12 protein-coding genes are annotated in these 14,191 nt (G+C 44.3%); 1 reads left to right on the plus strand and 11 read right to left on the minus strand.

Going from position 1 to position 14,191, the window contains the following annotated elements:
- Nucleotide 1: 1 nt before the first annotated feature.
- From BO18_RS01530 to BO18_RS01540, 3 genes are read right to left on the minus strand one after another with little or no spacing between them, the layout of a single operon-like run.
- Nucleotides 2-1,264 (minus strand): amidohydrolase, encoded by a 1,263-nt coding sequence (locus BO18_RS01530; RefSeq protein WP_034442709.1) that lies wholly within the window; start codon nucleotides 1,262-1,264, stop codon nucleotides 2-4.
- A 17-nt stretch (nucleotides 1,265-1,281) separates the two neighbouring features.
- Complete coding sequence (gene cls, locus BO18_RS01535) at nucleotides 1,282-2,838, minus strand: cardiolipin synthase (RefSeq protein ID WP_034442712.1); 1,557 nt, start codon at nucleotides 2,836-2,838, stop codon at nucleotides 1,282-1,284.
- Nucleotides 2,838-4,274: an aminopeptidase gene (locus BO18_RS01540; RefSeq protein WP_051688420.1), complete on the minus strand. Its 1,437-nt coding sequence runs from the start codon at nucleotides 4,272-4,274 to the stop codon at nucleotides 2,838-2,840. The genes cls and BO18_RS01540 overlap by 1 nt, the downstream gene beginning before the upstream one ends.
- Before the next feature lie 72 nt (nucleotides 4,275-4,346).
- Between BO18_RS01540 and BO18_RS01545 the strand changes: the two genes are divergently transcribed.
- A complete protein-coding gene (locus BO18_RS01545; RefSeq protein ID WP_034442714.1) occupies nucleotides 4,347-5,162 on the plus strand; it encodes a histidinol-phosphatase HisJ family protein in 816 nt (271 codons plus the stop codon).
- A gap of 7 nt (nucleotides 5,163-5,169) precedes the next feature.
- On the opposite strand, the gene BO18_RS01550 is transcribed toward BO18_RS01545, so the two are convergent.
- From BO18_RS01550 to BO18_RS01585, 8 genes are read right to left on the minus strand one after another with little or no spacing between them, the layout of a single operon-like run.
- Nucleotides 5,170-5,502, minus strand: coding sequence for an EamA family transporter (locus BO18_RS01550; RefSeq protein ID WP_034442717.1), 333 nt, complete (start codon nucleotides 5,500-5,502; stop codon nucleotides 5,170-5,172).
- On the minus strand, nucleotides 5,499-5,846 hold the full coding sequence (locus BO18_RS01555; protein ID WP_034442718.1) for an EamA family transporter: 348 nt from the start codon (nucleotides 5,844-5,846) through the stop codon (nucleotides 5,499-5,501). Before BO18_RS01555 ends, BO18_RS01550 begins: the two co-directional genes overlap by 4 nt.
- Complete coding sequence (locus BO18_RS01560; protein ID WP_034442721.1) at nucleotides 5,843-6,649, minus strand: glycosyltransferase family 2 protein; 807 nt, start codon at nucleotides 6,647-6,649, stop codon at nucleotides 5,843-5,845. The genes BO18_RS01555 and BO18_RS01560 overlap by 4 nt, the downstream gene beginning before the upstream one ends.
- A gap of 31 nt (nucleotides 6,650-6,680) precedes the next feature.
- Nucleotides 6,681-7,466, minus strand: a complete 786-nt coding sequence (locus BO18_RS01565; protein WP_034442724.1) for a sugar phosphate isomerase/epimerase family protein — start codon at nucleotides 7,464-7,466, stop codon at nucleotides 6,681-6,683.
- A 1-nt stretch (nucleotide 7,467) separates the two neighbouring features.
- Nucleotides 7,468-11,091, minus strand: coding sequence for a hypothetical protein (locus BO18_RS01570; RefSeq protein WP_034442727.1), 3,624 nt, complete (start codon nucleotides 11,089-11,091; stop codon nucleotides 7,468-7,470).
- Nucleotides 11,076-11,999, minus strand: a complete 924-nt coding sequence (locus tag BO18_RS01575) for a sugar nucleotide-binding protein (RefSeq protein ID WP_034442730.1) — start codon at nucleotides 11,997-11,999, stop codon at nucleotides 11,076-11,078. The genes BO18_RS01570 and BO18_RS01575 overlap by 16 nt, the downstream gene beginning before the upstream one ends.
- A 12-nt stretch (nucleotides 12,000-12,011) precedes the next feature.
- Nucleotides 12,012-12,950 (minus strand): glycosyltransferase, encoded by a 939-nt coding sequence (locus tag BO18_RS01580; RefSeq protein ID WP_034442735.1) that lies wholly within the window; start codon nucleotides 12,948-12,950, stop codon nucleotides 12,012-12,014.
- Entirely contained in the window at nucleotides 12,940-14,073 is a 1,134-nt protein-coding gene (locus BO18_RS01585) for an FAD-dependent oxidoreductase (protein WP_034442737.1), read from the minus strand. Before BO18_RS01585 ends, BO18_RS01580 begins: the two co-directional genes overlap by 11 nt.
- Nucleotides 14,074-14,191: the final 118 nt, after the last annotated feature.

Here is a 14,191-nt window from a genome sequence, read left to right on the forward strand (position 1 = left end):
CTTATGCCAGATCCTTCATCAGCTTATTACATTCGCGGATGACCTCATCGAGATCGAGTGTGCTGTACTTACCGTCCTCATAGAGGATCTTTCCGTCAATCATGGTCATCTTAACAACGGAGTTATCGGCGCTGTAAACGATATTTCTGGCAATGTTGTTCTCAGGCTGCATGGAAGGCCTGTTCATGTCGATCAGTATGATGTCCGCCTTCTTTCCTACAGCAAGAACATCCGAATCTTTAAGGCCCATGCAAAGAGCTCCGCCTGTTGTTCCTGCCTTAAGGATGGTAAACGGATCGACCGCAGCGGCATTTCCAGTCTCAACGTTGGAAAGGACGGTATCAAGGTACATCTCACGGAACATCGAGAGGCTGTTGTTTGAGCCTGCGCCGTCAGTACCTATCGCGATCTTCATGTCGTTGGCGATAAACTTGTAAACAGGTGTAATGCCGCTTGCGAGCTTAAGATTTGAGCAGGCATTAAATACAGACCAGAGACCTCTTTTCTTAAAGATATCGCGGTCCTCATCGGTAAACCATACGCAGTGGAAACCGCCGCCGCCGAAGTCATAGATGCCGAGTCTGTCAAAAAGGACTGCAGGCGTGCAGCCGTATCTTTCGATGCAGCCGTCTACTTCAGCTTTAGTCTCTGAGATGTGTGCAAACACCGGAGCCTCATATTTATGGGCAAGTTCGGATATCTTCTTCAGATTGTCCTCACAGGTCGTGTATTCCGCGTGGAAACCGTAGATAAAGGAAACCAGCGGATCGTATGAATTAAGCCTGTCATAGAAATCTTCAAGTTCTTCCATCCCGCCGAAATCATTGGCCGCACCGCAGAATACATGTCTGAATCCGGTCTCGACTGCAGCTTTCGCATTCGCGTCCTTCTCGAAATACATATCAAAACATGCTGTTATTCCGCCTGAAAGGTATTCAGCGTAAGCAAGCTTAGACAGCCAGTAAACGCTCTCGGCGGTAAGCTTTGCTTCTCTCGGGAATATTGCCTTAAAGAGCCAGTCGTTGAGGCAGTATTCATCTGCCAGGGATCTGGAGAATGTCATTGCCGAATGGGTATGCGCATTCTTGAGACCCGGCATCAGGAGACCGCCTTTGCAGTCTATCTCACGGTCAAAGACCTTATCGCCCTTATCAGCGGAAGGTCCGATATAGCTTATCCTGTCATTTTCGGTCCAAAGCTCCCCTTCGGTCACTTTGTTGTCTTCCATGGTCAGGATCCTGCAATTATAAAAACGAACAGACATGTAATTACCTCCAAATATTAAAGCAACGGCGCGATAAGTCTTAAGATGGACTTGAAGAACCGCACAAAGATATTGGGTCTCTTACTGTATTTCTCAGTAACATCCCTGCATTCCGCGATCGTATCTATAAAGTCCTGCTTGATATCGGGAATGCAGTCTGCCCTGTACATATATACTGCATTCTCGAAATGATGGTAAAGGCTCCTGAAATCCAGGTTGATCGTTCCGACCACGGCGCATTTATCATCGCAGAGACATGTTTTCGAATGATTGAATCCCGGTGTGTATTCGTAGATCCTTACCCCGCTCGTGACGAGCATGTTGTAGTAGGATCTCGTGACATTATAAGTAAGTTTCTTGTCAGGAATGCCGGGAGTCATTATCCTGACGTCGACTCCTCTTTTTGCTGCGATCTGAAGAGCTCTAGCAAGCTCATCGGAAAGCACGAGATACGGAGACATGAACCAGCAGAATTCCTGTGCATTATTGATCATGTTGAGATATACGTTCTCACCGATCGGCTCAAGATCCAGCGGACTGTCGCAGTAAGGCACGCAGTAACCGGAAGAACCTGCAACGGGTTCAATCACCATCGGCTCGAAAGTCATCAGGTCATCGTCCTTACGCTTGATGTCGGCAAAGTTCCACATCTCGACGAACATCGCGGTAAGGCTCTGAACTGCGGGACCTTCAAGTCTGATGCCGTTGTCCTTCCAATGTCCGTACGGATTGACCATATTGAAGTATTCGTCGGCGATATTATATCCGCCCGTATATCCCACTTTGCCGTCGATAACGGTTATCTTCCTGTGGTCCCTGTTATTCATGAACAGAGACAGGAACGGATAAGCAGGATTGAACGCATTGCAGTTGATGCCTTCTGACTCTAAGAGCTTTACGAAATTCCTGTTGATGAAGAGGAATGAACCGACGTCATCGTAAAGGACTCTGCAGTCTACACCTGCCGCGGCTCTTTCCTTCAATGCTTCATGAAGAGGCTCAAATGCGTCCTTGTTCTCAATCGCATGATATTCAAGATAGACGAATTTCTTCGCTTTCTTTATGTCTTCGATCTGTGCCTTGTAGCTGTCGTAAGCCACAGGGAAATACTTTATCGAAGTACCTTCATAGATAGGGAAATTAAAGCTTCTCAGATATCTGGCATTGGAAGCTCTGGCGGGATCTTCCTGCTTAAATTCCGCGAAGATAACATCGTTATGATTCAGATGGCTGAAGACCATCAGATCCACCTTATCCAGACGTTTCTTTATCTTGTGCTTGGAACTGCTGTAGTTGTTGAGCACATAGAAAAGGAGTCCCGGGATCGGCAGTACCAGTATAACGATGACCCAGATGAGCTTGAATACACCGTTATGGTCTCTTGAATTGATACCGAGCGCGATGATTATCGCAATGGCTCTCATCAAAATATCCAGCGGCGGGAACTTGTTACCCAAAAGAACGACGAGAACGATAAAGGCTGCGATCTGGACCAGCACGAAAAGACCGAAGATGGCGATCCTTCCGACGCTGTTCCTTATCGCTGTCTTATGTTCTACCGTTCTCTTAGCCATTATCCGATATTCTCGATAAACGCCTTATATCCGAGGAAGAGATAATAAAGATCGATCTTTGAGATCACTTCAACGGGAGCATGCATTGACCATACGGGTACGCCCATGTCGACAACATCCATACCGAGCTCAGCCATGACTGCAGCGATCGTTCCGCCGCCGCCCGCATCGATGCGTCCGAGTTCGCCTGTCTGCCACGGGATGGAATTCTTCTCAAAGATATCAGTGATCTCAGCGATGAAGTCACCTGTAGCTTCAGAGCATCCGGACTTTCCTCTCGCGCCGGTATATTTCTCGATCTTAAGACCGTGAGACATGAATGCAGTGTTATTCTTCTCGAATACATTAGAATACTTCGGATCGTAAGCAGTCGTAACGTCCGTGGAGAGCATCTTGGTTGCCGCAAGAGCCTTGCGGAACTTCAAAGTGTTGAATTTGTCTATACCGCCCTCAGCCTTGGCGAAGACTTCCATGAGGAAGTTCTCATAAAGGTTGGAAGTAGCTCCGGAATTGGAATAAGAACCGATCTCTTCCTTATCCGTAAGAAGGCAAACACAGGTCTTCTTCGGCTTTTCCTGAGCAAGCAGAGCTCTTAATGCAGGATATGCACAGACTTTGTCGTCATGTCCGTAAGCTGCGATGTACGCGCGGTCAAAACCGACATCCCTTGCCTTTGTTGCGGGAACGATCTCGATCTCTGCGGAAACGAAGTCCTTCTCCTTGATACCGTACTGTTCGAAAAGGATCTTGAGGACACCTGCCTTGAAGATATCCTTGACCTTCTTATCCTCAGTGCATGGAATGCCGCCGATAATGACATTCAGGTCTTCGGCGGGGATAAATTCGGAAGCCTTCTTAGCCATCTGGTCAGAACCAAGGTGCGGAAGAAGGTCTGTGATATAGAAGACAGGATCGGTATCCTTCTCTCCTACAACGATCTGATGAGCTTTACCGTCATTGGTAAATACGACGCCGTGTACGCTCAGAGGGATCGTAGTCCACTGATACTTCTTGATGCCGCCGTAATAATGCGTCTTGAAATATACGGTGTCGTTATCCTCATAGATGGGATTGGGCTTAAGGTCGAGTCTGGGTGAATCGATATGGGCTCCTAAGATGTTAAATCCCTCGGCAGGGCTCTTTTTGCCGATAACGGCTGCAGCAAAGCCCTTTCCCTTGATGCTCTGATATACCTTGTCACCGGGCTTTAAGACATCTAACGTGGCGATATCCACAAAACCGAGTTCCTCAGCTGCCTGTATGGCATTGGCTGCAAACTCGCGCTCAGTCTTTGAATTGTCGAGGAAAGCCTTGTATTCTTCGGCAAATTCGAAAGTCGCTGTCATATCGTCTTCCGACGCTGTCTCGTAAAGGTTGGGAAACTCAGCGAAAAGCTCGCCGGTCTTGATCTTTTTTGTTTCTTTTTTCTTGGGCATAATACCACCTCTTTTCTAATCAACTTATGATACCATAAGTTTAAATAAAATCTTTTAAATATGAGGACAAATATGGTCACTGACGGTCATAATCATACAAAACACTTTTCAGTTGATGCAGGACAGACGATAGATGAGCTTATAAGCCAGGCACGTTCCAAAGGTTTTTCCAGGATAGGAATAACTGAACACTATGAGGTCTTCTTCCCCGATGACGGGCTTGACTGGACTTTCGATCTCGAAGAATATGACAAGGCATTCGAAGAATGGCGTGTCAAAGCAGCACCTGATCTGGAACTCTTAAAAGGCATAGAATTCGGCTATCAGCCTCATGTTGCCAAAGAGATCGACAGGATAGCTGGACTCATCCCACTCGATGTCGTCCTTTTAAGCGTGCACCTTTTCAGGGGCAAGGACTTCTATGCCGACCGTGAGTGCTACAAGATGCCCGCCAAGGAACTTCACACCGAATATATGGCCATGATGGCTGAAATGTGCGAGAACTGCGAAAACTACGACGTGGCAGCGCATTACGACTACATCAACAGATATACGGACAAACTCTCTGATTTCGTCACATACGATGAATGCCCCAAAGAGTTTGACAGATTCTTCGAAGCGATAATCTCAAAGGAAAAAGCACTGGAGATTAACACCAAATCCATCCAGAAACACAAAGAAAGAGGCTTTACAAGGCACCTTCCGGACGCAGCCATCCTCAACAGATACAGGGACATGGGCGGAAAGATGATATGCCTTGGCTCAGACTCTCATTTCGACGGCACATTCGCAGTCTGTTTTGACGAGGCTACAGAATACTTAAAGTCGCTCGGATTTACAGAGACGGTCTATTTCAAGGACAGGAAGCCTTATTTCGAGAGCCTGTAAGCAATAATCAGATCTTCATCGATACCAAAACTGCTCCGGCAATGATCAATACCACGCCTATGATCTTCCGGACCGTGATCTTTTCCTTCAAAAATGCACGGGACAGGAACATAGTCCACATGTAGGTCAAAGAAGTGAGCGGCAATACAACGGAATAATCCAGGTATCTTAATACCCAGATATTCAGCAGCGCTGACAATACATAAAGGCCGCCGCCCAAATACAGGTTCACATTACGGAGCATTCCCAGAATGCCCTGTGTTCCGGATGCTTTTTTTAGGAACAGGGATGCTACGCTTCCCATAAATGTCATGACCAAAAGAACTGCGTATACAATCATTCTTCATCGCCCCCGGCAATAAAGATGACTCCGGCTATTATGATCAGCACACCGATACATTTCAGGAGCGTTATCTGTTCTTTCAGGACAAGTGCGGCAAGAACGATGCTTACAACATAATTCATGCTGAGCAGAGGCTGAAGGACAGAAAGTTTGCCGAACTTATATGCAACAAGCATTACTAGAGCGCCGATGCCGTAAAACACAAAGCCCAAGAGCATCATAAGCAATCCGTATTCGGCGGATAATTTCCACAGGAGCTGGCCTATGCAGACACATACTGATGACACCAGCATCAGCAGGATACCCTTTTTGTTCGCCTGTATGGACTTTACGAGATTCATGCTTTTCCCTTTTCCGGCTTATACGCACCGAAAGCATTTTTCAGGAGTATCTTCATCAGTTCACTGTTGCCTTTGAAAAAGCTGATCTTGGTTGGCGTCTTTCCGGTCTTAGGATATGCCCTTGTAACCGGGACCTCACAGGCCTTCATGCCAAGCTGGGTAGCGCGCACAGACAGATAAGCAAGCAATTCATATGTCATGAAGATATCCCTTAACGGAAGCACTCTCTCATCTTCAAGATATCTTCTCGAATACGCCCTGTAAGCATTAGTCGTATCGGTAAACCTCTGATGTGCCGTAAGCGATATTATCGGCGCATGTATGAGCTTTACTGAAACTAGCCTTATAAAAGGCGTATTTACGGCATGTCCGCCTTTAACGAACCTTGAACCCTGGATCAGGTCATATCCTTCTTCGAGTTTTTCGATAAACTTCGGCACATCCTCAATACTGTCCTTATCGTTTCCGTCGATGGTGATTATGCCCTTGTAACCTCGCTTCAGAGCCCACCAGATGCCCATCCTGAGCTGGGCACCCTGTTTACCGGCATCCTGTTTAACAAGAAGTGTATTGACATCCAGAGAGCGGAGTTTATCTTCAGCTGTACAACCGTCTTTTGATCCGCCGTCGCAGATGACAATATCAACATATGACGATATATTGTTGTCCTTTGCTCTTTGAAGCTCGTTATGTATCCTTGTTCCTTCATTTATGATCGGAATAAGCAACACATAATCTTTTGTTTTCGCTGAATACTCCGTACATTCAAACTTCGGAACACCGGGTTGTTTCTCGTATATCATATATTCCCTTCACTTTTCAAAACATCAAAGATCAGAATATCCCGCGGACATAATCCATCATACGCTCGAGCAATGAGATATCATCCTGCTTCCCTGTCTCTATCGAAACATACCCCCGGTAATCATTTGCAGCAAGAAGCGAAGCAAGTTCCTTGTGAAGTCCTCTTTCCTCAACAGGTTTCAGCATGGGCTCGCTTATATGCACATGATTGATCAGATACTCACGGCCTGAAAGAACCGACACATCTTCATCATTTGCTATCATGGTTCCAACATCAAGATTAAGCTTGAACCCGTCAGATGCGACCTCACAGATGAGAGCTAATGCTGATCTTGTATCATTTATAAAATTAGTGTTATAGATCGGCGGATTAGCCTCCATGCCTACAACGGTATTATGCAAAGCCGCATAATCACCTATCTCTTTGAAGAAAGATATGGCAGTGCTTAAGTCAGCATTTTCAGGCATATTCCTGTTCCTCGGACACCCGAAAACAAGATTATGGCACCCTATGGTCTCAGCAAAATCTATCGCCTTTTTTGTATACCGGACCAGTTCTTTCCTCTCGTCATCTGTTCCGAAAAGCTTTTCACTTTTTCCATACCAGATAGACTGCATCGAAGGAATAACAAATCCGTATTCCTGCTTCAGATCCACAGCCCATTTTGAAGCTTCATCAAGCCTGTCATAAGGAGATTCGGGGAAAATCCTTGTAGGAGCTATCTCAAGCCCGGCAAAACCATGCTCTTTCATGATCGAATATACTAAACGGTCATTTTCAGCAGACCACGCGATATTGGAAATACTAAGATTCATATCAGTCACCATCAATTACACACATAGAAACGTCTTTAAGTTCACTGTCAGTATCGATCCAGACAGCATTAACATCTTTAAGGCCCCAGTAATAATCTGTGCTGCATCTTATCAGATAGTTATGGCTGCCTTCATCAAAATATATCGTATAGCAATACTTCTCGATATATTCATTACCGTCCCAGAGCCCGAAATAGATATCGGCTTTCACCTTCTCATCATCGTCTTTTTCGAACCCCTGCCCGTCTGTTCCGTCGTATAGAGCAGATATCTTCAGATAGTTTCCGTTCTTCGTATCAGGGATCTGGTTCTTGTCAAAGGTATAATATCCGTCCTCATAAGCAAGGCTGAAGATCTCAGGATTATCAACCGCCTTCTGCTTGTCATATTCAGCCCAGATCCTTGCAAGATCACCTATCGAAGAATAATGGAAAGAACTGAGATAATCATATTTGACGTTGCCGGATGAATCAGTTGTTTTAAAGGGACCGTCATAACCATAATCGATAAATTCGATGGGATTGCCTACGTTCAAAGAACGGATGACGACAGTGCTCTCCCAAGGCGTATCCAGTCTGAGTCTTGTATATTGGGTTACAGGTATCTTGAATAAAGCCGTGCCCTCGCCGGAGATATTGACGTTCTCGACTTTTTTACCCGAGAAGTCCTCGTCCTTGTCAGTCGTATAATACATCTGCATCACATCGGAAACATCTGTCTCATATTCAACTGATATAAAGGCATATCTTCCGTTATATTCCGACAGATCGATCAGGTTTTGAAGGTCGATCATCATCGGATCATTTGCCGTGTATCTCATGACCACATAACCTTCGTCATTTTCTTCAAGCACAGCATTTCTCAGATTGAGCGATTCAGTGGTAAGAAGCTCGTGAGAAAGATCCTTGCTGCGGATAAGATCAGAGATCTCAGCCTTGTATACTTCATACTTTTCGGGCAGGCACCAGACAGCATAATCATTGCCGTATTTACAAAGCGGCACGTAATTAGTGTAAATGTATTCATAGACCTTATAGTATCTGTAAGCATTTGTGATGCCGTCCAGAGTGGTCGTTAACTGCTTGTTCTCAGCATCCACCGGCATGATGACTACTGGGACTCCCTCCATCTCTTTGATGAATTCAGTTTGAGAGAATTCGCCTGACAAGAGCATCGGCGACTGAGCAACATAAACGGGATTTCTATACCCCAGTACGGAATAAAGCAAAGATTTGTTTATAAAATCAACATATGTCTCACCGTCATCAAGAAGACTGTCCAGCACGATCTTGAATTCAGCTGAATAGTCCTGCAGTTCATCCGTAAAAATTACACGCTGAACCCTCTTTTTTGAGTATTTGATAAGCTCCCACTCAGTCTCAAACTCCCTGCCGTCATCTGATATGAATTTCTTATCCGAGGAAGAAGGATACCAGCTCTCGATTATCGGTCCTGAAGCACCAAAAGCATTATCTGCTATTGGTGTAACAGCATAATTTGCAGGAGAGAAAAGCAGCGGAACCGCTATGGAAAAAGACATGAAAGCCGGAACAAACCATTTCATGCTGTCCTTATAGAATGCAATGAACAGAGCAAGGAAAAGGAATGCGCACCAGAAGACATGGTCGGTAGCTTCAGATCTGAGTGAATGCCTGACGATACCGCGGGAGAAATTCTGAAAATATGAGACTCCGAGTATTAACAAAAGGACCCACCTCTCATTTCCTATCTTTTCCCTGAACTGCTTTGAGAAAACCGTATAGAGCAATGCCAGGACCATTACGAACGGAACGATCAGATAGCCGATTGCAAAACTGAAGTTCTCTGTCTTGCCCATACCTACAAAGGCCCAGTTCTGGTTAGACATGGAGACTGCGACAAATTCCAAAAGGCGTTTAACGGGATTGATACCCTTGGCAATACAGATTCCAAACCAGGCAGCACCGCCTACCACGCACCAGCCAAGTAAGGATACACCAAGTTCCTTAACTGCCTTCTTATTCTTTTCCGCTATAACATAGATAACCAAGGCGACCATAACGGCCAGACCAAAGGCAAATCCAAGGTCGAGCCTGTACAGAGCGCTCCATATAAATGCTCCCCATACAGCAACTGCCCTTGGGAAAGAATTCTTCTTTACATATGCCATTGCGGACAGACAGACAAGTATTCCTAGTCCGTAGAACGAGAAAACATCCATATAAGGAATGAAGATGGAAATGAAGAGAGCCATGGTCTTGTTCCAAAGCTTGGATATAAGCAAATAGAATAGCACTGCAAGCAGAACCAGCAGCAGATTCTTATAAGGAGAAACAATTCCACGGTAGTCGTTATTCAATACCGCATAAAGGAGACCTTCCCAGACCGCAGTCATCATATGGGCGCCGTAATTTTCGACCAGCGGTATCTCACCATAATTCAGGAACCCGCTCATAAGGATGCTCGAATTCGCACCTTCATAGATATGCGGATAATAATTTGCGGAGAGCGGGATCTGAATGCTTAGAGCTGTCGTTCCTGCAACAATAAGCGGGAAAGAGAAATCTTTCCATTTACTGACGTCGAACTTCCTTTTCGCCAGAACAAAGATAACTACGCAAGCTAATACTATTCCGGCCAAAACGAGGATCTTATAGTATTTTGCAGGATGAGCAACAAAAACATTACGCTGATTTAAGATGTTTACCGCTTCGATATAAAGGGATGTCGCCAGCGGGATCGCGGAAAAGACGATGGCAAAGAGCGCAATGGGACTTGCGGCAGGACCGGTCTTGAGTTTATTCGAGAATAACCTTCCGGCAGCGAAAACGATTACGGAAAGGATAATGCACAAAGCAAATACAAGTTTTCCTGTTCCAAATCTCTTTCCAACAAATATGCTTGCAGTAAAAGCAATTCCAAATGAGATGACAGACAGCATCTCAAAAGTCTCAACAGGAACAAATCTGTCAAAAGACAAAACAAGATAGCAGACAGATACAACGGCAACCAGCAGGACCATGTTCTGCGAAAAAGAAAATGCTTGAACCACATCAGCTGAATCCGTAAAGAAAGATATGCAGTTCAGGAGCAAGGAACAATTGGCAAAGACCATGTATCCGTCTAGAAACTTTACGAGGTTTTTCCGGTTTTCATTAGCTTCTTCGCTGATGAAATGATTTGCAAGCATGTAGAACAAGACAAAGACCACAGCAAAAGATATAAACCAGATATTGAAATTATTGACTCTTTTGGCGACATCTATATTCTCGTTAAATGCAGCGCCCATTACCCTCTTAAAGGAGGAAACTTCAGTATTATCAGTATCTATCGGGTTGTATGACAAGAGCAGGGAAACAGAAAAATAAAGTGCATAAAAAAAGCCTTTCTTCTTCCCTGCTTTGAATTCCTTAAACAAATCTTCGAATCTTAAAACGGCAAAGCAAAGAGCTATCCCGGCCAGGACCGTAAAGAACGCATTTCTGGCAAAAACAAATAACCATTCGGAATTAATGCTCACATATGAATTAAAGACTTCAGAGAACCTCAATCCAAAAAGAATGGCAATGACCGCAAGGCAAATAGCAGCCTTTATAACGGTCATCAGTTTCCTGTTGCCAAATATTCCCGTCAATTTGTCTGACACTTTAAAACAAACTCCTTAATCTCATCTAATACTTGAGTCCGGTCGCAGATATACCCGTCCTTACCGCCAAAAAGCTCAGCATAAACGGTCTTATAATCATAAAGAGCAGGTGCGGAATTAAGTTCATTGATAAACTCCTCACCCGTGATCCATTTATATACTTCGCCTGCAGATACAGGAGCCGTTGCAGGATGCCATAAAGTAATTCCCGCATCCAAAGCTTTGGATATATCGTCCCACAATCTGCCGAGGTTATAAAACTGGTAAATACTCCTGCTGTCAGTAAAGTTAAGAGCGGAAAAACCTAACTTAAGGAATCTTTCCTTGAGTTCTTTCCTGTCAAAACCGTCAGCATTCAATTTGTAAAAACCATTATCCTGAAGAGAATAGCAATCTCTTAATGTCTCATCCTTAAGTGAAAGCTCATCGAACTTTGAAGCTTTCAGCATCGAAGGGATAACGTTAATAAAATCAAATATGAAATTCTTCTTTATGTTTTTGCCGAAAAGACCCGGGAGTCTTATGATCAGTGCATCAGGATATCTTTCCCTTACCCACTGCTCAAGAAGAAAGCGGTTATAGCCGTACGGGTGAAGACCTTCTGTATCAATTACCGAGTTTTCGTCAACATCCACAGGCTTTTTAAACACATCAACGGTTGAGATCAGGACAAGTTTTTTCGGATCGATCCTGCTGATGTTTTCCTCAGCCTGAGATATCAGTTCAAGATCCTTTTCGGGAGCGTTGTTTGCAAGGTACTTTTCAGCACGGAGACCCGCATATACAAGAAGTTCCGGTTTTGTGCCAAATGCATCATTAATGTTTTTGGAATTATATGCAGCATCAAAAGCCCCGGACGCATATATATTACTGCCTACAAAACCTGTATATCCAACAACAGCGTTCACTCGCCTGCCCTCCTATTTTGTGAGTTTCTCAATGCTTTCAAAGTTATAGTGTTTACGCTTGAAGACCAGATCCACGATAATACTCAGATATTTGACAATGATGGTAAGGATACCGAACAAGCCTAAAAAGGCAACTGAGAGGAACAGCACGGTCGTTGTCCAGCCTTCGATAGGATGACCGATAAAATAGATTATGAGCGTGTATATGATCATAAAGACCGAGACAAGCATCATCAGCGAAGTCATACCGAATGAAAAACGGTATCCGAATTCCGTAAACAGTATCAAGGTATCGGTCGCAAGTCTGACCCTGTACTTTTTCTCCCTGGGATCGATATCAGGCTTATCATTACTGCAAACATCGTATTTGAGATTGTCCGTCTTAAGTCCGCTTCCTGCATAGATTGCTTTTCTGTATGGAACGGTCTTATTCATCGAACTGATACGGTTGATGACCCTGCGGCTTAATATCCTGAAGCTCTCCGTTGTCATCTTGTAAGTAAGCGGTGTAAACCTGTCAAATGTGGAATAGAACACCCTCGAAGTAAACTTGACCTTTTTGTTAGGAGAAGCGCTTACGATATCGTAGCCTTTAAGAGCGTGAAAATACACATTCATTATCACTGCAGGATCAAAATCAAGGACCGTATTATCGAACTCGAAAACAAAATCGCCTATCGCAAGATCCATGCCTGCATCCATTGCGAGTTCCAGGCCGTGAAAATAACTCATGTTGATAACCGAAATGCTCGTATTGCCGGCTTTTGAAGATGCCTTTTTGATCATTTCAATGCTGCGGTCATCTGAACAATCATTGACACAGATGATCTCAGAGTGTTCAAAGTTATTCTCCATTGTGCTTATTACGGCATCAAGAAAACTCCCGATCCTTTTCTCGGCATTATGCACATAGATAACGGCGGAGACAAAAGTCTTTTCTTTATTCAGCATCGTCTAAAACCTCGTCCAAATCATAAACAGTATTAATCTTACCTGACAGGACACCTACAAAAGTAGGATTCTTGGAATACATCCTGATCACGGTCGGCCGGGAATCGTCTATCTCGGAACTCATGAGAATCGGTTTCATGGAGAATAATGAACTGCAGTATTCGAATTCATATTCGTCTAACATATATTTTCTGGCAAGACTGGACATATAAGGGAAAGCTGTTTCCGGTTTTGAAGGACAATCATTGCAGTTTCCGAGTCTGGCCTTTGTACAGAATCCGTTGCTCGTTTCCTGGCAGGAAAACGTCGGAACAGGATCAAAACTTGTTGTATGAGGTGTAAATGTCACAGACGTCAGAGAATGATAACCTGTCTTGCCAAACGGCATGATCGAAAAGAACGGGCCATCCATGACCGTAAAACCGATATTCTTCAGTTTATCGTTAACATTACAGAGAATGATCTCACAAAGCTCATACTTGATATTAAACTTTTCAAATCCGGCCAGTTCAAGGATCTGATTAGTGCCGGCATAAGTCGAATTTAGCACAAAACCGGCTTCATAATCTGTTCCTGCTTCAGTTGTAACAACAAAAGAACTGTCCGTCTTATTGATCGCGGTGATCTTTGCGCCATAGACTATTGAAACCGCACTGCCGAACTTTTCAAGCTCGTTAAGGAAATAATCCTTAAGGATCATCGCATCATAAGTATATTCTCTTGTCCTGAAAGCCCCGTCGCACATGCCTTTCTTGAAATAATTCTCAGTACTCAACTCCTCGCATAAGATGCCTGCAGCCTTGCAGAAAGCTTTAAACTGCTTACCGTCAGACCAGGAATACTGACTTGACGTGGCATATATCTGTTCAAATTCCTTGTTTATGCAAAAAGAGTAGTCTTTATTGAATCTCTCGAAATAGCCGGCAGATTTCAATGCAGTCGATATGGAGCGCGGATAGTGATACCCTTGATGAACCCTGGCCTGATTTATATAGGTAGCTCTTTTAAAAGGGGCATCATCACATTCGAGGACAATAACATGCTGACCTTTACGGCAACAATAAAGAGCAGAATACAAGCCATACAGACCGGCACCTATTATTATCTTATCATAGTGCTCCACACTGATCCCCTTAAGATAAAAGCATTTTCAGTTAGCACCGAAAACGGCAATGAAATCGGCCGGACAGCATTATACCACTGAGGTTAGTATAATACCAAATGCCGTAAAGCTTTACCCG

The organism is Butyrivibrio sp. AE2032 (assembly GCF_000702965.1).